The following is a 24,907-nucleotide window of genomic DNA, read 5'->3' on the forward strand; positions in this document are numbered from 1 at the left end:
AAGCACTTTGCAAGGGTGTAAAGCCATTTCCCAAACCGGGAAAGCACTTTGCAAGGGTGTAAAGCCGTTTCCCAAACCGGGAAAGCATTTTGCAGGGGTGTAAAGCCGTTTCCCAAACCGGGAAAGCATTTTGCAGGGGTGTAAAACCGTTTCCCAAACCGGGAAAGCATTTTGCAGGAGTGCAAAACGGCGGCGCAGCATGCGAAAGCATTTTTCACCTCAAACTTTTTAAAAAAGACTCATCACACTCTCTTTGCAGTTCTTCCTTAAAACGTCTTTTATATTCTTCTTCAGATAAATAGAACTCCTGATACGCAAAATAGGCCATCCCCCCAACCAAAACAGTTCCCATACCGCCTGTTATAACAATATCCGTTATATAACCTTCAGGTACCCCAATACATAAGAAAACCGTTAATAATAATATAAAAAATGGAGAAGCGATAAAAAAGCCAAACGCATACCTGACGGCCCTGTGGACTTTTTTATACCCCTTATCTTTAGCGAGTATTTTTTCCATTTCCCGGGATATGCGAGATTTGTCTTTCTGACAATGAAACCATTTTTCCATTATTTCGTTGATTATCCCTTCTTTTGTTGACGATTCCAGTCCTTCTTGTGATTTCTGGCTATTTTCTTTCTTTTTCAACCGAGACAATTCAGTTTGAGCTTCGCGTCTCTGCCTCACCAGCAGTTCCTGAAATTTGGCCTCCTGCGCAGCCATCCTATGCATGAAGTCAATTTCTATTTCTCTTTCCCGCTCACGCAGCTTCCGAGCCATTTGAGCTTCAAACTTTTTTTTATATTGCTGCTTCTTATACTCAAAGTTTTGCTTTAACATTTCCTCTCTTTTTAACCATTCTTCGGGTGTACGGGCAGGTCGTTCTTCAAGGAAAAATTCCTTTTCTTTTTTCGCTTTAACCGGTTTCCGGTCTATCGGCGTACGTTGTTCTTTCAATTCTTCCCAGAATTTCTCCTTTTTACCTTTGGCTATCTGGGCACTTTCCCATCGTTCGGCATAGGTATTAAAATCTTCCAGCACATGGTAATCGAATTTATTCACGCATTCGGATTTTATCAAAAACAGATAAGCATCTTCCTGATGTAATTTCAGAACCAGCACTTCGTTGTTCCGGAAAAAAGGATGCAAAGCGCTTATGTTGTCGTCCCGTCTCATGTAGAGCGTTTGGAGAGTGGAGTTGTATTGCCATAAACCTTTCTTCTCTTCGTCATTCTGAGTGATTACAAAAGTTCCGTTTTGGTAGAAGATTAACGACTCATCCGCACCATTTTCGCCCAGTACAAACCATGCATAGGAAGGTAATATTTTAGCCATCTGCTGTCCTTTGACGACATTGCGGTGACTCTCCGATATTTCTTGCTGGAATATTTTCATTCAGATTAAATTTAGGTGACAAACTCCGTTTGAAAAACAACACTCGCAAATATAAACAAAAAAAGGGGATAAACATTTCTGCTCATCCCCTTTTCTGTTTTTTATTGTAAAAATAATCTGTCAGAAATTATATCCGATGCGAAGGGCCAGAAGTGGCTGAGATAATCTCAGGTCTCCCCAGGATTTGAGTATATTATATTTGAATTCCAAACCGACACTCAACTGATCGGTTGCATATACTTCACCTCCTAAACCGATATTGGCTCCTAAACGAGTCTTATTCAGACTTGCACTATTTCCCAGACTTACTTTCCAGAACGAAAGATCAAGACCTGCCAACGGATAGAAACCGAACATATCGCTCAATTTGAAGACATAGTGGGCATTCACGTCGATAGCCCAGGCACTCAAACCATCATCTTTCACAAAATAAGACAAAGACGGAGCCAAACGAACCTCATCCGTCAGATTATAACGATAATCCAACCCCAACAACGCATTTCCATTCTCGTTAAATCCATAACCAAGATTAAAACCGAAAGACGATTGTCCTTGCTGAGTCTGTGCAAATGCACTCATGCTGATAATTGCCAGCATGCACATAACAATTAATTTCTTCATACTCTCATTAATTTTAGTTCAACATTATGCGCAAATATAATTATTTTACTTTAAGTCTGTCTCCTGCGCTCTTAACAATACTGCGATAATAGTCTTCGTCGTAGCCAGGGAAATCAGGATATTCGGACAGCCCGTAGCCATTTTGCTTGAACTGGCCGTTTTCTTCTTTCTTAACGTTTCCGTCCATGTATTTTACTAAAAGATACTCGCCGAGCTTCTTCCAGCGGGCAGTTGCCTGATCGGCAGTCGTCGTACTGAACCAGGTCAGGAACCGGACTGCTTCCGCCGGATTCTTGGCATACAAATCGGAGGCTGCCTTGTCGATAGCCGGAATTACCTCTTTATAACTGTTTTCCAATTCCTGCTGAACCGGACGAATGTCTTTGATCATAAAACTGTATTTGCCGTAAGCCTGGTTTGCTACCCAGTTGTGAATCCAGAATGCGGAAGTCCACGAGAAATTCATAATGTCCCCGTTTCCTACCCGGTAGCACTCGGGCGATTCCGTGATAGAGCAATACAGCGGAGTGAACACAGCCATATCGGCATCATCCACACCGAACCAAAGGATTCCACCGATCGCATCCGGCAACCAGTTACGCATCTGCGGAACGATTACAAAACCGGTCTGCTGCGTAGCGATGGCACGTTCGTTGGTATATTCTTGTCCATCTACCTTAAACGTCATCGGACGCCAGCGATACGGCACTTTATAAGAACCGGCTCCGGCGTCTTTCGTCATATCCAGATCGGTTCCTTCAAAATGGTCGCGCATACCGTTCTGAACGTCCTGAACAGACAACAGACGGTCCGGCTTCACATACAACGGCATCGGCTCTTTGGAAGGATCACCTTTGATAAAGTCGGTGTACTTATCCATTGTCTTATCGTATTTACGGAAGAAAGACCATACACGTGCTTCACAACCTCTCAATGCGCTGAAGTCGTAAGGACAATAGGCCTTCTGGAAACTGAAGTCTTTATCTTTTCCGCTGAAATACCCTTTTTCGCGGGCCAAAGAAACAACATCGGGCGAATACATACAGTTTTCCTTGTCATCAAAAGGAATCTGCTGGATGCGCGACTGGTTGGCATGTGCAGAGATGCAATCATCCGGAATACGGATGGCCACCCAAACTGCACCTTTGTTACCCGGGCCTTTACCGATCAGTTCCATTACCCATGCTTCGTTCTTGTCGGCGATAGAGAAAGTCTCGCCGCTGCTGTAATAACCGTAGTCCTTCACCAGGTCGGTCATTACTTTGATTGCTTCGCGGGCTGACTTTGAACGCTGGAGGGCGATGTAGATCAGGCTTCCGTAGTCGATAATACCTGTTGTATCCACCAGCTCCGGACGTCCGCCCCACGTACTTTCCGTGATAGCCACCTGATGTTCATTCATGTTGCCGACAACCGAATACGTCTGTTCCACCTGCGGAATCTGTCCCAGCGGCTTATTTGTATCCCATTCCCTGACTTCCAGCATGGCGCCTTTCGGCCAGGTCGCTGCCGGCCAACGGTATAACTCGCCATACAGGGTATGCGAATCTGCTGCATAACTGATCATCACCGATCCGTCGACCGATGCCTTCTTTCCTACCAGCAAACCCGTACAAGCTATTGCCTCCATTCCGGAAAGCAAAACGGCACAGGCTGCTGCGATAATCCATTTTCTTTTCATATAAATAAGTTTAAGCGAATAATAGCATATATACTGCCGCACCGCAAATATAGCCAATCAATGCCAATATTGAAAATCGCTTTGTATAGTACATGAAATCTATTTTCTCCAATCCCATCACCGTGACACCTGTTGCCGAACCGATAATCAGGATGCTACCGCCCGTTACGGCACAGTAGGCAAGGAATGTCCAGAATCCTCCGTCGGAAACAAAAAACTGTGCATAAGGGGCCAGGTCGGCCGTCTGCTGCACAATCGGATACATACCCATCGTTGCTGCCACCAGCGCCACATTATCCACACAGGAAGATAAAGCTCCGATCACAAAGCTGATTAAATAAGGTTCATGCACATGCTTGTCGAGATAGGCGGACATGATCCCCAACTGTCCCGATGTTTCCAGGGCGCCTACCGCCATCAGGATTCCCAGGAAGAAAAAGATCGTCGCCAGGTCGATGTTCGGCAACAACTGGGTAATACGCAGTTTTTCCGATTCATGCACATGCAAACGGCTGTACATGACATCGGTATATATCCATAAAATAACCAGTCCCAGCAATACCCCCAGGAACGGAGGCAAATTGGTCAGCATCTGAAAGACCGGAACCAAAGCCAACGAAAGCACGCCGATCACAAAGATCACCCGGCGTGAATGATTCGGTATTTCCGGAATAAACTCATCGGCAGCCTCTTCCTCACTCATGACACGCAACCGGGCATCTTTCTTGAACAACCAGAAATGGGCAATGGAGAGCGGAACCAGCATATTAACCAATGCAGGAATAAATACATGCGAAATCTGGTGCATCGCCGTCACATTCTTTCCTACCCAGAGCAGGATTGTCGTCACATCACCGATGGGCGACCACGAACCGCCGGCATTGGCTGCAATAATCACCATACAGGCATATTTCAACCGGTCGGTCCTGTCGGGAACCAACTTACGAAGCACCGCCATAATCACGATCGCTGCCGCCAGGTTATCCAGCAAAGCAGAAAAGAAGAAAGTGGCAAAACTGATATACCACAACAGTTTCCGTTTGTTGGAGGTGCGGATATATCCCGTCACCGATCTGAAACCACCGTGTTTATCGACAATATCGACAATCAGCATGGAACACATCACAAAGAACAAGGTCTCTGCCACATTTCCCAGATGGTAAACGATAGAACGGTTGGTTATAAAATTAATAAACTGATCTTTTGCCGGCAGATTTGTCATTTCGGGGTTCTGCATCAGAAACTCTTCGAACAGAGGATTGGAACGTTCAACGAAAATATTGTAAGCGTCGAACATCAATATCATCCACAAAGAAATGGCCATAAAAAGAGCTGTTGCCGCTTTGTTGATCTTAATCTTATCTTCAAGCGCAATAGCAATGATACCCCCGATAAAAATAATTGGCATTAATATAAACATAGTTGTCCTGTTTTTGGGTCAACCTTCTTTCAGAAGGGACTTATTTTGAATCATACTTTATCACAATGTATACAGATAACCGATCTCTTCCGCCCAGATCGACTCGTCAGGGGTTTCAAGGATCAGAGGGATGTCGTCAAAACGAGGATCGGCCATCAGCATTTTAAAGGTTGTCATCCCCATCACCCCTTTTCCGATACTGTCATGCCTGTCTACACGGGTCGCCAGGTCTTTCTTCGAATCGTTGATATGCATTCCGCGCAAATAGGAAAAACCGATCACTTCATCGAAGTGGCGGAAGGTTTCGGTAAAGCCTTGTTCCGTTTTAATATCATAACCGGCAGCCAGCGTATGAGCCGTGTCGATACAGACACCGACGCGCGTTTTATCTTCTACCCGATCGATGATGGCTGCTATTTGTTCGAATGTATATCCCAGGTTTGTACCCTGTCCGGCCGTATTCTCTATAACGGCACAGACACCTGCGGTCTGGTCCAACGTCCGGTTAATTGACTCGGCAATACGAGCCAGGCAATCGTCGACCGACAATTCGTTCAGATGACTTCCAGGATGGAAATTCAGCCGGTCCAGCCCCAGTTGTTCGCAACGCTGCATTTCGTCCAGGAAAGCATCGCGCGACTTCTGCAACCCGTCCGGATCCGGATGTCCGAGGTTAATCAGGTAACTGTCATGAGGCAGGATATGTTTCGCCTCGTAACCGAACTCCTCACAACGTTCTTTGAATAAGGAGATACTTTTCTTCGTCAACGGGGATGATTTCCACTGACGTTGGTTTCGGGTAAAGAGGGCGAATGCTTTGGCCCCGATAGCATTCGCGTTCAGAGGGGCATTCTCAACCCCACCCGACGCACTTACATGTGCTCCGATGTATTTCATTTGTTAATCGTTTACTTTATTCTTTTTGTTACTGTTCATTATTTTTCATCTTCGGTCTTACAGCCGGCAAAATGAAACTTCTCCGTCGCCTGTTCTTTTGTGACGACAAAATATACGATGTCCGCCCGCGAACAAAGTTCGTTCTGCGAATTGTATATCTCCGTCTCTATGAATATGGCATTCCGTTTCTGCTCCTTGATACGCCCCCGTATCATCAAGCGCGGTTCCCGGGTCGAGATACTTTTCAGGAAACGGGCATCCAGCCGTGAAGTCACGCCCGACGTCTGTAATTTCCTTAATACCACCCAACCTGCCAGTTCATCCATCATGGTAGTCTGTATTCCCCCATGCAATGTCTCCAACCATCCCTGGTAATGGCTTTCCGGCTCCCAGAAAGCAACTATATCTTCACCATCTTCGTAAAACTCCATGTGCAGGCCCTGCGGATTTTCGGGTGCACACCCGAAGCACATATAGCCATCCAACCCTTTCCAGGGATTAATAATCTTTTTCATACAACAACAGCTTTAAACGGATTGTTTCTTAAATAAAGAGAATTTTATACTATAAGCCGGTTACAAATATAACAAACTTATGCCGTTTTTCCCGAAGCCACAAAAAAACAGAGATAAGAGCCGTGGCCTTACCTCTGTTTCCATACTGATAATCAGATATTTTATTTTCTTTTAATCTTCAATCTCAGGCATCAGGAAATCTACGAAGCACAGGGCAGCCAGAGCTGTTCCGTATCTCTTTTCGATGGTAATACCTTCGGTAATGAAGTTCAGTTCACCCAGATAATACTTACCGTAAGTCTTCTGGTGCAAGTCGTTGATTACACGGATCAGACGTGATTCCAACTCCTCGATACGATAACGGCCGCTGACCTCGCATACCAGGCCTCCAACCTTCTCATCGAAGTTTTCGTCCTTGTACATCCAGGCGTAAACCACACCGGCAGATACAAACTCATCCTGATAACCATGCGATACCGCCATAATGGTTTTCAATTCCGTACCAAATGGAGGAAGATCGATCTCGTCCATGGTTGCAAGATGTGCAGTTGCTGGAATAACAGACGAATAAGTCATAATGTTAAAGTCTGAAATACCGGCATCATAAAGAGCCATGTGATAAGAACCTGCATGCTTTTCCAGGTCTGAATCACCACTACCCTTTGTAATAAAAAAGGTGTTTGGAATTAAATTCCCAACTTTCTTTACCATCTACAAATATGTTTTACTTAATTAATAATATGAGGGCACAAAAATAGAAACTTCTTTGGGATTATTTTCTTTACAAATGATAAAAAAACAGCTTTTTACATATTATTATTCATTTTATTTTAAGGTATATCGCATAAGGTATAATTATCAGCCGTCACGGAGACTTCCGCCAACGTCCATAAATTTCACTTATCGCCCGATTGACAAAAGTGATGGGAAATACCGGCTTTCCGGGTGAACAAATAAGAAACCCGCCGTGTTAGAATAGTAGAAACAACATAAAACTTATTAGTCATGCTTACATTATGCCTCAGTTTATTATTGTTGGTAACTAATAATAGTAATAATAGTAGTAGTCAAATAACAGATAAAAAAGAAGAAATTATGAAATTCGAATTAATTAAATTGCCTTATGCGGCAAATGCATTGGAACCGGTTATCAGTAAAGCAACAATTGAGTTCCATCACGGAAAACATTTACAGGCTTACGTAAACAACCTGAATAACCTGATTCCGGGTACAAAGTTTGAAAACGCTCCCCTGGAACAGATCGTAGCAGAATCCGACGGCGCTATCTTTAATAATGCCGGACAGATACTCAACCATAACTTGTATTTCACCCAGTTCTCCCCCAAAGGCGGCGGCGAACCTAAAGGAAAGCTGGCGGAAGCCATCAAAGCAACCTGGGGTTCGTTCGATAACTTCAAGAAAGAGTTCAACGCAGCAGGCGCCGGTCTATTCGGTTCCGGATGGGTATGGCTGGCAAAAGATAAAGACGGCAAACTTTCAATTACCAAAGAGCCAAACGGCAGCAACCCCGTTGCACACGGACTGGTTCCTCTCCTGGGATTCGATGTATGGGAACATGCTTATTACCTGGATTACCAGAACCGCCGTCCCGATCATCTGAATGCCTTATGGAATATCGTTGATTGGGATGCCGTTGGCGAAAGATATTGATATTAATAAGTAGTGTGATTTAAACCAGATAAGGCCGTCCGGGGGAAATGTTCTCCGAACGGCTTTTTGTTTACCGATCACCCCAAGGGAAAAATGTCAATTATTAAGGAAATACAGCAAACAGTTACAAGCATATAAGGTCGTAACTTTGTTATGTAAAATAGAAAGAGAAATAATAACTAAACAATAAGGAGTTAGAATCATGAAAGTAAAAGAGTTGACAAAACAAGAATTTCTGAGTAAAGTAGCCAATTATGAAGCAAGTCCCGATAAATGGATATACGAGGGTGACAAACCTTGTATCGTCGATTTCTTCGCTACCTGGTGCGGTCCTTGTAAAATGATTGCCCCTATCCTGGAAGAGCTGGCAGGCGAATATGAAGGAAAAATAGACATCTATAAGGTCGATACGGAAAAAGAAGAAGAACTGGCAGCTTCTTTCGGCATCCGGAGCATTCCTTCCCTCCTGTTCTGTCCGATGGGCGAACAACCGCAGATGGCAAGAGGTGCCATGAGCAAGGCTGATTTCAAAAAGGCTATCGAAGAAGTTCTTTTGAAGAAATAAACAATGCTATCATATTACTTACGGAACTCCTGAAAGTGCAGGCTATCGAAAGAGCAGCCGGCTTTCAGGAGTTTTATTTTGTCTACAATTTATCCGTGTAAAATATCTTTCATGTCAATCACAGGCCAGGGCTTATAATCACGCCAGGCACCGCGGGTAAAATCAGGAACAGCCACAGAGCAGCTCTTGTTCAGGACAGAACGTTCGCTCAATTCGACGATACATGACCAGGCAGCCGCATCGTACACACTCTGATCCAGCGGATAACCGTTACGCAGGCAATAGATAAGACGCCAGTCCATGATAAAGTCCATACCACCGTGACCACCGACTTTCTTTGCCCGTTCGCCGATGTATTTGCTCAGAGGGTGTTCATAATCCGCCATCACTTCCTTTTGAGGCCCTTCTTTCAGGAAAGAATGCGTATCTGGCTGTACAGCCACCTTCTGCTCCGGATATTTAACAGCCATCCCTTTCGTTCCCTGCACCAGATGGATACGGGAATAAGGACGGGGCGATGTCGTATCATGCTGAATCATGATAGACTTGCCGTTCACAGTATGGATAATGGTCGTATTCATATCCCCCAGGGCATACCGTTCCGATTGGGTGATACGTTCGTCATCTTTCAGATTTTCCTTCGCCCAAAGAGCCAGGCCGAACTGGTTGGTCGAAACAGATGACAGGTAATCCATCCGGTCTCCCTGGTTGATTCCCAGAATCTGGGCAACCGGGCCAAGTCCATGTGTTGGATACGGGTTTCCGGTATGGTATTTACTGTATTCCAGGCGCCAATGTTTATAATAGCCTTTAAACTTCGAGCCTCTCAGGTCGTGGATATAAGCGCCTTCGGTATGAATAATTTCTCCCAGCAATCCCTGGCGGGCCATATTCAATGTGGCCAATTCAAAGAAATCGTAACAACAATTTTCAAGCATCATGCAATGAAGCTGCGTTTCTTCGGCCTTGTCGACCAACGCCCAACAATCCTTTACCGTTAGCGCAGCCGGCACTTCGATGGCAACATGTTTTCCATGATCCATGGCATAAAGGGCGATAGGCACGTGCAACTCCCAAGGGGTGGCATTATAAATCAGGTCGATATCATCGCGTTCGCACATTTTCTTCCAGTCTTCTTCTCCGGTATATGCGACTGCTTCTTTCCGGTTACTGTTTTTAAGTGTTTTCTGGCTATTCTCAATCCGTTCGGGATTCAGATCACAGATAGCCACAATCTCCGTTCCCTCGATCTGTGCCATACGCTCTACGGCGCCTGCCCCTCTTCCCAGACCAACAACACCGATACGGACGGTACTCAATGGTTTACAACGCAGTCCTAAAACAGATTTTCCTTTGGCCGGGGGAGACAGGTCTTCTGTCTGTGAAAAAGAACTCCCGCTGACCGGCGTATTGGCAGCATTCATCTCTTTGCCTACAACAATAGCTGCACTTCCCGCCAATGATCTTCTTAAAAATTGTCTTCTGTTAATGCTCATGATAATAGATTTTAGATTAAGTGATATTATATGAGTCGGCAAAATAAGAATTTATTTTCACTTCTACTATTTTTCTTAAAAAAATGTCTAATCTTTTCTTATTATTAATCAGGAAGATAGATTGTATTTGAAAAGAAAGATGAAAAAAAGTATACAAAAAAAACGCCCTCCCCTATTGCGAGATTAGAAATAATCACTACCTTTGCACTCGCAAAACAGAAATACTGAATGCCTCTTTAGCTCAGTTGGCCAGAGCACGTGATTTGTAATCTCGGGGTCGTTGGTTCGAATCCGACAAGAGGCTCAAAGGGAAAGAGAGATTTCCCTATAAAACATAAGTTTTGCACTGGGCAGTTACCAGAGTGGCCAAATGGGGCTGACTGTAACTCAGCTGTCTTTCGACTTCGGTGGTTCGAATCCATCACTGCCCACAGAGAACCTCAGGAATTTAATTTCTGAGGTTCTCTGTTTTATGTCATTTCGTGTTTCTGACTATCCCATGAAGAACAGGAGTGTCAAGAGTCTCATCAGTCTCACCCCCATTTCTGAAAATACGCTTTTTCTAAAAAGCACATATAACACACTGATATACATTTATATACACTCTGTTTTAAGATTTAAATCCAAGCATAAAAACCCGTTTTTTCTCTTTATTTCGGACATTTTTAGTGAGTAGTTATCCGTTAACTCACCGGTGCCTATCCGTTCTTCCTCCGGTGCTTACCCGTTTTTCATATTATGCTTACCCAATATAACAGAATAACCATACTCCAAGAGAAGAAGTGCGTCCGAAACTTTAATAAAAAAAGGAATAAATTGAAGAGAGAAAAAAGAGAATACAAATATAATAAGCTATATTTCAGATACATAAGTACAGAATTCTTTATCTGAACCAAAATGCAGAAAATGAAAAAGGGGGGGTGAGACTGATGAGACTCTTGAGACTCTTGAGACTCTTTCCTTTTGACGCACCCCCCTTTTTAGAAAACGTATTCTCCTATTAATGGAAATATACGAATTTATACAATAGAATTTTTCTTTGTAAACTCGATGATTTCGCTGATATAACCGAAAGCAAGACCTGTCACGGTATCCGCACAGCCGTAATAGATAGCGATACGGTCAGATTCGGGATCATGCAGGGCGGCACACGGGAATGTCACGTTAGGCACGTCACCTACACATTCATAATCCTTTTGCGGAGAAAGCAAGTACGGCCCCGTGCGATATTTTACCTTCCAGGGCTGATCCAGATCCAACAGGGCGGCACCGAAGCTATATACATAGCCATTGCATGACTGCAACACGCCATGATAGATCAGCAACCAGCCTTCCGATGTCTCGATAGGAATAGGACCTGCCCCGATCTTCAGACATTGCCAGGCGCTCACTTCAAACGGAGCCGGAGCCATCACATGACGATGTTTTCCCCAAAAGCACATATCAGGCGATTCGCTGTAGAAAATGTCGCCGAACGGCGTATGACCATTGTCACTCGGACGGTTCAACATGGCGAAATTACCGTTGATCTTACGCGGGAACATCACACCGTTACGGTTGAAAGGCAGATAAGCATTTTCCAACTGATGGAATGTTTCGAAATCGAATGTATAAGCCACACCGATCGTCGGGCCATGATAGCCGTTACACCAGGTGATATAATAGCGGTCTTCGATGAAGCATACACGAGGGTCATACGCATAAACGAATTTGCCTATCTCTTCGTCGTCGCATTCGAACTCCAGCTTTGTCTCAGAAATATTCCAGTGGATGGCATCCGCACTGAAACCGACATGCAGACGCATACGGCGGTTGGTATCGTCGCAACGGAACACGCCGGCATAACCTCCCTTGAACGGAACGACAGCACTGTTGAACACACTGTTTGATGTAGGGATAATATCACGGGGGATCACCGGATTATTCGAATATCTCCAGATCACATCTTTACAATCAGCCGGGCGGTCTTCCCAAGGCATATCGGGCAGCGGTTCGCCAATAATTTTCAGTTTATCCATTTCTTATTGATTTGTTTTATTTGACAATACAAAATTACTTCTTTTCATTCAATTTCAGTTCTTCCATCAAAGCATTATACTCGACTTCATCCTTACTCATCTTGTCGTACCAGTTCTTTTTCAGCACCAACGTAGTGATAGCCAGGATCAGGATGCTGGTTATCAACGGCATGCCTTCACGGATCACGATATACATCGGGATAATGGTCAGACACATCTGCCAGATAATGCCGACAGCCACATTGAACATATCGCGTTTGAAGTTTTTATTCGCCTTCACCTGCGGATATTTGGCAACAACCTTATTATAAACTGGTTTCCAGTACCCCCAGGGACGTACGGTGATGTAGAAACGTTCCAGCGTTTCGTCTTCTACCGGAGGAGCCGCATAAGTACCGACGATACAACCGATCAAGGAAACAACCAGCAAAACTGGGAAGTAGAACAACGGCAGCATCGGAGCATTGTTGGCATACTCGCCTACCCTTTCCACAAAATGTCCGTCTACCATCGTATAGCCGTCGAAAATGAACGGACATACCATAGCGGCCAGGATACCGGTAATCATTCCCCAGAAATAACCGTTCCCGTTAAAACGCCACCAGTGCCATTTCAGCAGGTTGGCTGCAATATATCCGCCATACAAAGCAGACGTGATCCATTGCAGGACGGAGTTTACGCTCTCCACGAAGAAACCGATCACCACACTGACAACAACCACCGCTACCGTTACGATATAGCTGGCACGGATCATCGTCTTGTTGCTGGCATTCGGGTTGATATATTTTTTATAGATATCATTTACAATATAAGCAGGCGCCGCGTTGGCCGTAGAGGCAAAAGTAGACATAAAGGCAGCAAGCAATCCGGCAAGCAGCAATCCGCATACTCCAACGGGCACAAACTGGTTAATAGCATTCGGCAGGATCAGTTCGAAGTCAATCGCTCCGGTCTTTGTCGTCAAATCCAGGTCTTTGAAGAAAGCCAGCGCCAGGATCGTAAATCCCATAATCATCAGATAACGCGGGATAAGCAGGATGACAGGAACAGAACCGCTCATTAAGGCTGCTTCCTTACCGTTACGGCAGGAAAGGATCTTCTGCATATCGTAGTTGGGGGCAGGTCCCGCCATACTATTGAACACTCCTTTGAAAAGCATCATCATAATAAAGATCCCGAATAAACCGAACTGGTCGTTCATTATCTTTGTATTTACATCGCTGAAAATGTCGGTCCAATGCAAATCAAGGTTCCACCCAGGCATCAGGCTGTCCCAACCGGCAGGTACGATAGAAGCAATCGTTTCAGGGCTTACCTTCATCATAGCGATAACGGCAATCGTGATACCGGCAACCGTCATAATGGCAAACTGAACCACATCGGTCCATACGATACTCAGCATACCGCCCAGCATCACATAGATCGTGGCGATGGCTGTAAAGAATATACCGTAAGCATGCGGCACGTATTCAGCCGGTATATCAAACGGGACATACTGGGAAACAAAATCCCATGGGAAGAATATCTCCATAAATTTACCCACGCCGATAAAGCCGTAGCTAAGGAAACCCAGCACGCCGATCAGGGCGTAGATAACGACAATCGTATGCGACAGGCTGGCGCCTTTGTTCTTTCCGAACCGTGTCTGTATCCATTCCGCCCCTGTCAGCACATTCGACCGGCGGAGCCAGACAGAGAGATAGACCATCAGGAAGATCTGGTTAAATACAGGCCAGAGCCAAGGCACCCAGGCACTTTTGATTCCATAAATAAAGGCTAGTGTAACCATCCACATAGTACCAGAGATATCGAACTGGCCGGATGCGTTAGACAAGCCTAACATATAAAAAGGTAGTGTTTTTCCTCCCAGGAAGTAGGAGTCCATGTTTTTCGACGCCTTTTTCTTTAACACTAATCCGATGACGATCATGGCCACCAGATAGAGTCCGATGATAAAGATGTCGATTGGTTGCAATTTCATGATATTAAGTTTGTTTTTAGGTTTAACGTTTAGCAAAGATATATAAAAAATGGAGAAAGTTATAAATCCTTCTGTGGAGAGTGAAGAAAGTAACTGTTTCCCTCTCGGGAGGGGAAACAGTTACAACCAGTAGTTATAGATAATCTACTTAGTCGATCGGGCAGACAGAAGAGATCATGCCGAATGTATCGTTGTCATTCAGGCTCCAGATAACTTTGTTGTTACCGTCGATCTCCATCAACTGCGGGTTGTTTGATTCTTTTGCACTGGGGTCGTGTCCCTGCCAGTTACAGATATACAGACCGTTGTTTGAAGTAGGCAACAGCTGGGCAACAAAGAATAAAGAAACACCTTCGATGTCCTTTTCGCCGATCCGGCGGATTACTTCGCCTTTATCCAGATTTACTTCCATCAGAGAATGTCCGTCACCGCAAGCTACCATGTAATTGCCGTTGTTCAGCAATACAGTGCTGTACGGAGTACCTTCCAGCTTCGTTGTTTTAACAAGTTCGCCGGCCGGAGAGATTTCACGTACTTCAGATGTAGCGAAAAGAGGCATCAGATAGTTGCCTACCTTGTTCTTGTTCACCTGGCGGAACTGAGCATGCGGGTGGTCGATACCTGTTTCGTATACAGTTTCTGAAAGTATCTCGCCTTTCGGGCTCACTTCCATGATCTTAGCCGGATGGCCGCACCATGCCAACAGGTAATTACCGTCGGGCAATACACGGGCTGTCTGCATCTCGCAAGTATCCGGAGCCGGAATGTTCCATAACTCTTTCTGATCGCGGGTAATCAGTTTTGCACCTTTTTTATAGGCGAACAGGATATTTCCGTCCGGAGTAGCAACGGCTGAATTACATTCCCAACCTTTTTGTATAGGATGCTCCCATTCTATCTGCTTTGTATTCTTGTCAATGATAACAACCTTATTCCAGCCTGAACCGGCCAACAATAATTTCTGAGCCTTTTGCTGGCAGGAAGTGGCAGCAAACAAGAAAAGAGCAGAGCACAATAATGTGAATATTTTCTTCATGGCAATTCAATATATGTATTATGTTATGTTTAGATACAACAAGGGGCAGAGCAGAGCCCCGCCCCTTCGGAGTATAATAATTAATTACTTAGACAAATCCTGGAACTTTTCGAAACCTTGTTGCGGAGTCAAACCGTCATGAACCACTGCGTGAACAGCCTGGATCATAGCGACAGGATTTTCAGACTGGAATACGTTACGTCCCATGTCAACACCGGCAGCACCGTCGTTGATAGCCTTGTAACACAGTTCCAATGCTTCCAGTTCAGGTAATTTCTTACCGCCTGCAATCACAACAGGAACCGGACAAGCAGCAACTACTTTTTCGAAACCTTCGCAATAGTAAGTCTTCACGATATTTGCACCGTTTTCAGCACAGATACGGGAAGCCAGACCGAAGTAACGAGCGTCGCGTGCCATCTGTTTGCCGACAGCAGTCACACCCATTACAGGAATACCATAACGAGTTCCTTTATCTACAGCCTTGTACAGGTTGGCGATCGTCTTCGCTTCGTGTGCTTCGTCACCGATAGCCAACATCACAGCCATAGCTGAAACGTTCATGCGGATAGCATCTTCTATGTCGATCAGAACGTTGTCGTTCAGGTCAGTCAGGATAGAAGTACCAGCATCCGAACGCAAACAGATAGGTTTGTTTGTTGTTGTCGGGATTGAAGACTGAAGGATACCGCGTGTACACATGATACAGTCGGCATATTCAATCAGCGGTACAATATTCAGGTCGATACGTTCCAAACCTGAAGTCGGTCCCATGATGAAGCCGTGGTCGAAAGCCAACATTACGGCTTTGCCTGTTTTCGGGTTGAAGATACGTGATAAACGATCTTTCATACCCCAGGGAAGGTTTTCAGCACCTTTCACATGGAAACTCTGTTGTTGAGAGCTAACACCTAAACCGAAGTTACTGCCTTCTCTCAAATCATCTAAATCTGCCATTTTTCTATTTTCTATATTTAAAAAAGTTAGTTATTCTATTATAATGCTTCTGCGAAAGAGGCAAACATACAGCTCCAGGAAGTAGCACCGCTATCGGCGTAACCGATAGAACGTTCGCCGTAGTTACGGGCACGTCCGAAGTTTGCTTTCATGTTGACAGTTTCTTCAGCACCTCTGATAGCTGCTTCAGCACCTGCTGTCATGATTTCCTTGATATCGTCCGAAGTAGATGCTTCGATTGCTTCGATTGCGGGGATCAGGGCGTCCATCATGGTTTTATCACCCTTCTTAGCCTGTGTCTGTTTCTGCACATTTGCAAGGCCTCCGGCAAACATCTTCTTCACAGCGGCAGCATCCAGTTCAGTGCCGGCAGCGTTGTCGCTCATTCCAAGGAAAAATGCTCCTAACAGGGTACTTGTCGATCCGCTTGTTTCCAGCATCACGCCAAATCCCATGTCATTCAGCATAGATTTGAATTCTGTTCCTTTCTCGCCTGCTTTCACTACAACAGAGAAAGCAGTTACGATAGCCTGTCCGTGATCGCCGTCACCGATTACCGCATCCAGTTTAGAGAATTCGTCTTCGCGGGCTTTGATATGCGTTAAGGCGTTATTCAGCATACCTTTGAAAGCCTCAATAGTCAATTGTTTCATGTTTATTTGTTTATTTACCGATAGTTGTCCAATACGGTGCGTTTGCACTCTTGTTCTTTAAATAGTCAATATGATCTTCATCCAAAATACCTACGATCATCTGGAAACCGGCTTGTTCCTGAACTGTCAGGATTTCCTGGATACGACCGAATACTACTTCCAGACCACGTGCTTCCAATTCTTTGTAAGCCTTGCGGAAGATGATATTCAATTCCATATGAGTAGTAGCGCCTACGCCGTTGATGATAAGCATCATCTTGTCGCCAGCCTTCGGTTGCAGTTGCTGACACAGCAGGTCTACCATTTCGGCAGCAGTAGCATCGGCAGATACCAGCGGTTTCTGGCCGCCACCACCTTCACCGTGCTGTCCCATACCGATTTCCATGATACCGGCAGGCAGGTCAGTGATTGTAGCATCGTTTTGCGGATGAGTACAAGAACGCATAGCAACAGCCAAAGTAGCTACTTTTTCGTTGTAACGTTCGCCGATCTCGATCAGTTCGTCCAATGATTTGCCTTCGTCGGCAGCAGCACCCAGAATCTTATACAAAGGTACGCAACCAGCCAAACCGCGACGATCGTTTGTCGGAGCACCGATACCGGCACTGATATCATCGTGAGTCAGAAGCTGTTTAACTTTAATGCCTACGCGTTCTGCCAGCTGGCAAGCCATGTTTGCACTCATCACGTCGCCTGAGTGGTTCAATACAACCAACAGGATACCTGCTTCGCGTTTCATCAATTGCAAAGCCTGGAACAGACGCTGTGCACCCGGAGCTGCAAATACGTCGCCTACAACGGAGCAGTCGAGCATACCGTCGCCTACGAAGCCGCTCAATGCAGGTTCGTGACCAGAACCGCCTAATGTAACGATAGCTACTTTGTCTTCGCTTTTCGGATTAGCGCGAACAACAACGTTTTCTGCAGCCAGCTTTACCTGATCAGGATAAGCCAATACATAACCTTCCAGCAATTCCGGAGTTACTTGTTCGGGATCATTTATAAATTTAGTCTTAATTTCTGCCATGGTGTTTTTCCTCCTTGTTTCGTTTAGGTTTATAAATTATTTGATTTCCATTAATTCGATTGCGATGCCTTCTTCTTCGATGAAAGCGATAGTCAGATGTTCGTCGCATACAGCCGGGCCAAAGATTACCTTTGCATCTTTCAGCGCTTCGTCCAGTGAAGGAACTGTATAAGCGATATGACCATTTGATTTAACCAATTCAGGCAGACAACTCTTTGCAGGATCGTCAAACTTCAGGAATTCGATCTTGTTAGGGCTCTTGCTGTAATCGGTTAACCATACGTTCAAACCTTCGTTGAACATTGCACCTTCTTGGTTTTCGTTGGTAATGATACCTACATGATTAAATGTTCTCATGATCACTAAAATTTAATGTTTAACTTCTATATTAATAATTCATTCGTTTTATTCTTCTTTCGTCTTATTATACCCGATCCTTGACAATATCCCGAGGATTATCACAACTGCACCGGCTATATACAAATAAGTAAAGATTCCGTGTACATTATCGTTCTGTCCGTAGGAGTGCATGCCGCTCAGGAAATAATTCACTCCGAAGAATGTCATCAATACGGATGAGAAAGCAACGACCGAGCACAGATTGAATAACCAGTCGCTATACCAGCGTCTCACCAGATGAAGGTGAACAACCACGGCATAAACCACCATTGTAATCAATGCCCATGTTTCTTTCGGGTCCCATCCCCAGTAACGTCCCCATGACTCGTTCGCCCAAACGGCACCGAGGAATGTTCCGATCGTCATCAAAGCCAGACCTACCCAGAGCGACATTTCATTGACGATAGTCAGTTCTTTCACACGGGCTTTCAGTAATTCCGTATTTTTCTTTCCGGCGATACTCGTCATCACCAGGTTCGTCAGTCCGATCAGGCAGCTGATACCAAAGAAGCCATAAGCGGCAACGATTACGGCTACATGGAACATCAACCACGGCGATTTCAGTACCGGAACGAGCGGATTGATTTCCGGGTCCATCCAGTTCAGTCCGGAGACGAACAGGATAATACCGCCGAACAAAGTAGCCAGTGCAAAGGTCACCGTACTGCGTCTTACAAACAGCAGACCTGCCAAGACTGTCGCCCAGGCAACATATACCATTGTTTCATACGAGTTACTCCATGGCGCATATCCGGCAATATACCAACGCATCCCCATGCCGTACATGTGTAAAAGGAATACAGCCAACACGCCTATTCCCACTATCCAGAGACCTGCCTTCATCCACTTCTGCTGTTTGAACAGCATGGCGAAAGAGAGTACAAGCATCAATCCTCCCAGGATCAGATAGCCTTTCTTACACTGACGGAACACGTCCATCTTGTTATATTTCAATTCAGTCTCTATCTTTTTCGGAGAGATATCCAGTGTTTTGTTCTTTGCCTGCTGATAAGTACTGATCATGTCGATCACCTCATTGGCTTTCGACCAGTCGCCACCCTGCAAAGCATCCTGCACTTCGGCCAGATACCAGCCCATGATGCGGGAAACAAACATGGAGTCCTTGCCGACAAATTCGGACAAGTCATCACCGGGGGCATACCATTTATGGTTAGGGTCGTCCTCTTTCGGGAACAGGTTCAACATTTGGTAATTGATCAACTGGTGGAAGATGTTGATCTGCTCGTCCAGTTTCAGCAAGTCCTTGTCGAAACGGGTCCGTTCGGCAGGCATCTTGTTGTAGGCTTCCTCCAGTTTCTGTTGCAATTTATAATCGCCTTTATTATCGAACGCCTGAAGATAGGCACATTCGCCGTCTGTCAGGTCGTAATAATTAGCCAGTTCTTTATTGGATAAAGCGATAAAAGGAACGCGCATCCACATATCCGGCATGGAAAGCAGGCTCAGCAGGAACTGGTCGGAGTTCAGATTTCCGATCTTGTCCGACTTATGCAGCTTACGCAGGATTTCCGAAGAAAAGGTATTGATAGGCATCATACGGCCGCTATGCGACTGGATCGGCAATGCGCCGAACTTAGCGGCATGTTCCGGAGACACCGCATATTTCTGTACGGCATCCAGCATGGACGAAGTTTCTTCTTTCGCATTTACCGACACCGATAATGCCAGCAAAGCGATAACCATTGTTGCCGATTGTGCAACAGAACGAAATTCTTTCAAACGGCGGCTCAATGCCATAAAGCGGGAATTCTTCCCTACTAAGGATAAAATAAGACCGATTACCAACAACAGGTAACCTGTATACGTTATATTCCGTCCGGCTACATCGCGGTTGACGGAAAGTACGGTACCCTGTTCGTCCGGATCGTAAGAAGCCTGGAAGAAACGGTAACCTTTTACATCTAATACATTATTCATGAATACATGTTCGTGGCGTGTTTTACCGTCTACATGCACCAGCAATTCGCTTTCATAAGAAGACGGACTGGACGAACCCGGATAGCGGGTTAAAGTAAATTTCACCAATTCTACGGTGAAGGGTAAAGTGTGGAATGTTGTCAGATCGCCCTGGCGGACTGCTATCTGATCGGTTGATTCTCCTTCGCGGATATGAAGGATACCTTCTTCGCCGAACTGGAAGGATGTGAGGGCGCCAAGAAGGATAATGATAAAGGAAGTATGAACAACCATTAAGCCCCATCTGTGCAGCTTGCAATATTGGTACTTAACAGCAATGACAATAAAATTAACGACTAAAAGAAACTGCAACAAAAAGAATAAGGGGGAATAATAAATCATTGCTTTGGCAGCTGCTGTTCCATGATACTTTTCTATAAAAGTGGCGACAGCCAGGCCAAAACCATAGAGGAGTAACAAGACAATTGTTGTTACAAAGGAAGATAGTATTCTTTCGAGAGTTGCTTTCATTTGTTGTTTTATTAAGTTATGCCGCCAAAGATAAGAATTTTCAATTAAGTGACCCCGGCCTTACCGGGGCCACCTAATAGATTTTATCTATATCCAGGACATATCTTAGGGATTAGTCTTCGATGATTACACGGAAACCTACGTTAAATACACGCTGGTACGGATAGTAAGCCTTACGTGCATAAGCAGTAGAGAATTTCGGACGTTCGATATATGAACCACCACGAACCACTTTATGATCTGAAGTCAGTTTTGTCTTCGGATTATACGGATAAGGCACATAGTCTGAACGGGTCCATTCTGAAACATTACCGTGCATGTTATACAAACCGAACGGGTTGGCTTCATACACCTTTTCGCCTGTCTGGATCAGCTGACCGTCGTCTACTCCTTCTTCTTTCGGCAAATAAGTATAATACTTATACCAATAAGAATTCGGAGACATCGGTTTCGGGTCTACACCACTTACTGCGAACAGTAAAGTAGTTTTGTCAGCCAGGTTTTCATATTTACCGAAGTCAGTATTCATATCACCATACCAGAAATCACTATCGCTACCTGCGCGGCAAGCCCATTCCCATTGTGCTTCTGTCGGAAGCGTAATGTTCAGACCTGTCTTTTCGCTCAGTTGCTTACAATAATCCATTGCATCATTGTAGTTTACACGGATTACCGGTTGATTCGGCTCGTTAGCCGGATAACCCTGTACCACGTGGTCTTTCCACAACTGGTCTACGAAACGGCTGTCATGATCCGGATAAATCGCATTGAACTGCTGGTTGGTAATTTCCATTTCACCCATCCAGAACGGTTTGTCGATCTTCACCTTAGCAGTAGGATAAGCATCAGATTCGCCATTATAGCTACCCATTACGAATTCACCGGCAGGGATACGAACGAAATTGATCTTCACGCCCGGAGCGATTTCAATCTCTTTACGGTTGCTCGTTTCCTTGGCAAGCATTTCTTTGATAGTTGATTTGTCGAACGGCCAGCCTTTAGCTTTCACATTCTTCACCTTTACAGGAGCTGCTTTTTCAGGCATAACCGGAGTGATCGGGCCCTGAGCCTTCAGATAAGAAGCGTAGTCAGCGATTTCTTTCTTCCAGTCTACACCCATGCCATTAGCATATTTGTCAGTCAATTCTTTACGACGTTCGATCTGATCGAATCCCTGATACGGGATGATTTCCTTACCCAGAACGTTTGCATCGAAGTAACCTTTATCAGGAGCATTATAGTCGATCCAGTTGTACAGTTTCAACCATTCTGCGTCAGTCAGTTTCACGTTATGGTGACCCTTCTTCAGGATACGAACCAATTCGCTGGTGTTCGGATGATATTCATACGGTTGAAGAACAACCATATCACCTTCACCACCCTGACGGTGTACGTACGGATGAATGTTCAGATAAGATGTGCCATAACCCAGTTTGTCTTTCTTACCGCCACGCAGGTCGAATGCCTTGCCTTCGCCATTATGACAAGCGATACAAGCACGATCCAGGATAGGCTGAATTTCCAGGTCGAATGTGAATGAACGAACACCACCTTCAGGAGCCTTCAACGGAACAGCCGCTTTCTGAGAAGCCATCACACGTTTCGGAATAGGAATCTGATTCTGGTCTTCGTGACAACCGATACAAGATACCACTTCACCCGGCTGGCCGGTTACCCAACTACGCATCCACTGAACAGCAACGCCGTCCTTGTCGATCGGCTGGATAGAGATCGGAGTATTAGCCGGAACTTTGAAGATAGCCGAACCGTCTTCTTCAACAGGTACAGTACCTAACAAACGTTTGATATCCCAACCACTCTGGATACCGTGCCAGTTGTGGTCTGAACGAGTCTTCACATAAGCATATTCATAAGCATGCAGACGAAGTTCTTTCACAGTTCCGCGAGGAATACCGCGCAGACCTTCACCTTCATAAATATCCTGAATAAAGATAGTAGCTTCTTTTTCATTCAGCTTCACACGATCAGGAATTGCCGGAGGTGTTTTTGTTTCCTTCACCAGGATCGGGCTGATATAACCTTCACCTTCTGCCTGCATCAGACAAGTAACGTTATCATAGATGTCAACCAGATAAAGTCCCCACAAAGACTGCGGGTCTAACTTAGCTGCAACCAGGAAATATTTGTCATTCAGCGGAGTCGGTTTAACGAACTGAGGCCATACGCCATTTACCAATTCGTCTTTGATCAACTCCTGGATAGGACGGTTACGGTGAGGAATTTCCTGAACCATACCCTGTACATTCTTACGTCCCTTTGTCGGGTCGAAGATGATCAGACGTCCTGAACGGGCAACACCGTGGTGTCCTGAGATAATACCAACGAAAGCAGAACCATGTCCGGGCAACGGCTGAATGTCGAACGTACTGTTCGGGAACATTGAACCACTACCATACAAAGCCTTGTTTTCTGTTCCATCCGGATTCATATGCATCACGATACGAGAATAATAGTGAGTTAAGTCAGTATATTCCCAACGAGTATACATTACACGTCCGTTATTCATTACAACCGGGTTCCAGTTGGCATCCTGGTCGAATGTCAGACGACGCAGATTCTTCTGTTCCGGAGTATAAAGAACCATATTACCAACCGGGTCATCACCGCTTACGCAAGGAACACCCTGGTAACCGATGTTGGAGTTAGCAATAATACGTCCGTCCGGAAGATAAGTACCATCATAGAATTCCAAGTCAGGTTCTTCATTCTCGATCAGCTTTTTGCAGCCTGTTCCATCCAGTTTTACTTCGTATACATTCCAACGTTTGTCGTTCTCGCCCATCAGAGTTGTGAACATAACGCGGTTTGCATCCCAGTGCATTCTCAGGTCAGCGATAGAGGCATCGGGGACGATCGGTTTGAAGATACTCTTCATCTGCATGTCACCACGCAGGTTAGACAATTCAACGATCTCTGCATCGAAACCACTACGGCGGGCAGATTCCTGGTTACTCCAGTTGTTAGCTTGTGTTCCCAAAGAAGGAGCCATTGCCTGACGAGCAGTAGAGCCTAATTTATAACGTACGGCAACGATCTTGTCTGCATCCAACAACGGGTTGCCTAACAAAATAGCCTTCTTATTATCCAATGCCTTGCGAGCATCGGCAATAGCTTGTTCGTCTCCTTTATAAATACCACTGAAACCTTTCTGCTGAAGTTGTACCAATTCATTCAGCATCGGCTGATATTTAGCAGCATCAAAACCTTTCTGCTTGCTCATATCTGCAAATGCCAACTTGATAGCATCGATATTCAGCCATTCCAGTTCGCCCTGAAGCGCATAAACATCCTGAAGTTTTTCAAACAACTCCAGATATTTACGGATTTGTGTATTTACATCTTTTTCGTTAGCGATCTGCTGAACGACACTCTTATAATAAGAGCCGTCTTTCAACTTACCTACCATTGCTTCTACTGCTTGTTTTTCAATAGAAGCATCCGGGGTGATCAACCAAGTGTCCAAACCGTCCATCATAGCACCCAGCATACCGATCTGTTCCGGATATTTAGCGATCAGTTCATCGCCGACAAACTTCGGAACAACGTTCAATGCCTGGAAATATACGCTACCGCCGGAAGAAGTATCGTCGATACCTACTTCAGCTTCAAAACGAACATATTCACCTTTAATAGGATAAACCAAAGTTCCGTTTGCATGGCAGAAAACACCGTGTTTGTATTCTTTGCCTGCAATGAAAATCTCATGGTCGTAAGCATTAATATTCATTTTTGGCTTTGCCCAACCGGCAACACCATATTCGAAAGGAACTTCATCCAACCAAACAGCAGTACCGTCCGCTTTAATCAAACGGGCATTACCCCAAACAGCCTGGTCGTAATCAGAACCATCCGGACCTCCGGCAGTGATAAGCACCAGCTTATCTACGCCTTTCAAGTCAACAGCAAAAGGTTCTGCTTTTTCCTTATGCTTCTTGAAAGAGGAAATAATCGGCATTCCTGTTTTCTGAAGCTGGGTTTGCAGTTCCGTTTTTGCTTTAATTGATGCATCAATCCAGGTATCCGCCTTCTTTTGTTTCGGCGCGGCCGAAACAAGGAAGGAAGTAGATAAGAAGAGTGATACTAATAAAAAATATTTATTCATGTA

19 protein-coding genes and 2 tRNA genes are annotated in these 24,907 nt (G+C 45.0%); 4 read left to right on the plus strand and 17 right to left on the minus strand.

What is annotated here, in order from left to right:
• Window positions 1-214: 214 nt before the first annotated feature.
• The 7 genes from DWW91_RS24195 to DWW91_RS24225 all read right to left on the minus strand — a co-directional run bounded on the left by DWW91_RS24195 (window position 215) and on the right by DWW91_RS24225 (window position 7,241).
• Window positions 215-1,396 (minus strand): hypothetical protein, encoded by a 1,182-nt coding sequence (locus tag DWW91_RS24195; RefSeq protein ID WP_046147329.1) that lies wholly within the window; start codon window positions 1,394-1,396, stop codon window positions 215-217.
• Window positions 1,397-1,516: 120 nt separating this feature from the next.
• Complete coding sequence (locus tag DWW91_RS24200) at window positions 1,517-2,017, minus strand: porin family protein (RefSeq protein WP_007656006.1); 501 nt, start codon at window positions 2,015-2,017, stop codon at window positions 1,517-1,519.
• Window positions 2,018-2,057: 40 nt separating this feature from the next.
• The gene (locus DWW91_RS24205; RefSeq protein ID WP_122329190.1) at window positions 2,058-3,698 is read right to left on the minus strand and encodes a dipeptidase; all 1,641 of its coding nucleotides are present in this window, start codon (window positions 3,696-3,698) and stop codon (window positions 2,058-2,060) included.
• A 10-nt stretch (window positions 3,699-3,708) separates the two neighbouring features.
• Complete coding sequence (gene nhaD / locus DWW91_RS24210) at window positions 3,709-5,118, minus strand: sodium:proton antiporter NhaD (protein ID WP_048317687.1); 1,410 nt, start codon at window positions 5,116-5,118, stop codon at window positions 3,709-3,711.
• 60 nt (window positions 5,119-5,178) lie between these two features.
• Entirely contained in the window at window positions 5,179-6,015 is an 837-nt protein-coding gene (nfo, locus tag DWW91_RS24215) for a deoxyribonuclease IV (RefSeq protein ID WP_010802820.1), read from the minus strand.
• 38 nt (window positions 6,016-6,053) lie between these two features.
• On the minus strand, window positions 6,054-6,530 hold the full coding sequence (locus DWW91_RS24220; RefSeq protein WP_046147331.1) for a PaaI family thioesterase: 477 nt from the start codon (window positions 6,528-6,530) through the stop codon (window positions 6,054-6,056).
• Between the two features lie 171 nt (window positions 6,531-6,701).
• Window positions 6,702-7,241, minus strand: a complete 540-nt coding sequence (locus DWW91_RS24225) for a pyruvoyl-dependent arginine decarboxylase (protein WP_007655998.1) — start codon at window positions 7,239-7,241, stop codon at window positions 6,702-6,704.
• 294 nt (window positions 7,242-7,535) lie between these two features.
• Between DWW91_RS24225 and DWW91_RS24230 the strand changes: the two genes are divergently transcribed.
• Window positions 7,536-8,201: a superoxide dismutase gene (locus tag DWW91_RS24230; RefSeq protein WP_007655997.1), complete on the plus strand. Its 666-nt coding sequence runs from the start codon at window positions 7,536-7,538 to the stop codon at window positions 8,199-8,201.
• A 202-nt stretch (window positions 8,202-8,403) separates the two neighbouring features.
• Window positions 8,404-8,766, plus strand: coding sequence for a thioredoxin (gene trxA / locus DWW91_RS24235; protein ID WP_007655995.1), 363 nt, complete (start codon window positions 8,404-8,406; stop codon window positions 8,764-8,766).
• A gap of 89 nt (window positions 8,767-8,855) precedes the next feature.
• On the opposite strand, the gene DWW91_RS24240 is transcribed toward trxA, so the two are convergent.
• The gene (locus DWW91_RS24240) at window positions 8,856-10,262 is read right to left on the minus strand and encodes a Gfo/Idh/MocA family protein (RefSeq protein ID WP_010802818.1); all 1,407 of its coding nucleotides are present in this window, start codon (window positions 10,260-10,262) and stop codon (window positions 8,856-8,858) included.
• Between the two features lie 230 nt (window positions 10,263-10,492).
• On the opposite strand from DWW91_RS24240, the gene DWW91_RS24245 reads away from it, so the two are divergent.
• Window positions 10,493-10,566, plus strand: a tRNA-Thr gene (locus DWW91_RS24245).
• A gap of 44 nt (window positions 10,567-10,610) precedes the next feature.
• Window positions 10,611-10,693, plus strand: a tRNA-Tyr gene (locus DWW91_RS24250).
• A 588-nt stretch (window positions 10,694-11,281) separates the two neighbouring features.
• Here DWW91_RS24250 and DWW91_RS24255 read toward each other — a convergent pair.
• The 9 genes from DWW91_RS24255 to DWW91_RS24295 form a co-directional block, all read right to left on the minus strand.
• Window positions 11,282-12,280: a glycoside hydrolase family 130 protein gene (locus DWW91_RS24255; protein WP_046147332.1), complete on the minus strand. Its 999-nt coding sequence runs from the start codon at window positions 12,278-12,280 to the stop codon at window positions 11,282-11,284.
• Between the two features lie 34 nt (window positions 12,281-12,314).
• A complete protein-coding gene (locus DWW91_RS24260) occupies window positions 12,315-14,261 on the minus strand; it encodes a sodium:solute symporter family protein (protein WP_048316226.1) in 1,947 nt (648 codons plus the stop codon).
• Between the two features lie 148 nt (window positions 14,262-14,409).
• On the minus strand, window positions 14,410-15,297 hold the full coding sequence (locus DWW91_RS24265) for a hypothetical protein (protein WP_122329167.1): 888 nt from the start codon (window positions 15,295-15,297) through the stop codon (window positions 14,410-14,412).
• A gap of 84 nt (window positions 15,298-15,381) precedes the next feature.
• Window positions 15,382-16,254: a 3-hydroxy-5-phosphonooxypentane-2,4-dione thiolase gene (lsrF, locus tag DWW91_RS24270; protein WP_007655985.1), complete on the minus strand. Its 873-nt coding sequence runs from the start codon at window positions 16,252-16,254 to the stop codon at window positions 15,382-15,384.
• 38 nt (window positions 16,255-16,292) lie between these two features.
• Entirely contained in the window at window positions 16,293-16,907 is a 615-nt protein-coding gene (locus DWW91_RS24275) for a DAK2 domain-containing protein (RefSeq protein ID WP_007655983.1), read from the minus strand.
• 10 nt (window positions 16,908-16,917) lie between these two features.
• The gene (locus DWW91_RS24280) at window positions 16,918-17,934 is read right to left on the minus strand and encodes a dihydroxyacetone kinase subunit DhaK (protein ID WP_007655981.1); all 1,017 of its coding nucleotides are present in this window, start codon (window positions 17,932-17,934) and stop codon (window positions 16,918-16,920) included.
• Window positions 17,935-17,970: 36 nt separating this feature from the next.
• Window positions 17,971-18,291, minus strand: a complete 321-nt coding sequence (locus tag DWW91_RS24285; RefSeq protein ID WP_007655979.1) for a hypothetical protein — start codon at window positions 18,289-18,291, stop codon at window positions 17,971-17,973.
• Window positions 18,292-18,339: 48 nt separating this feature from the next.
• Entirely contained in the window at window positions 18,340-20,781 is a 2,442-nt protein-coding gene (gene ccsA / locus DWW91_RS24290; protein WP_122329168.1) for a cytochrome c biogenesis protein CcsA, read from the minus strand.
• Between the two features lie 112 nt (window positions 20,782-20,893).
• Window positions 20,894-24,904 (minus strand): SUMF1/EgtB/PvdO family nonheme iron enzyme, encoded by a 4,011-nt coding sequence (locus DWW91_RS24295; protein WP_122329169.1) that lies wholly within the window; start codon window positions 24,902-24,904, stop codon window positions 20,894-20,896.
• Between the last annotated feature and the right edge of the window lie 3 nt (window positions 24,905-24,907).

Origin of the sequence: Parabacteroides sp. AF17-3, from assembly GCF_003635445.1 — a bacterium.
Lineage (GTDB): Bacteria > Bacteroidota > Bacteroidia > Bacteroidales > Tannerellaceae > Parabacteroides > Parabacteroides goldsteinii.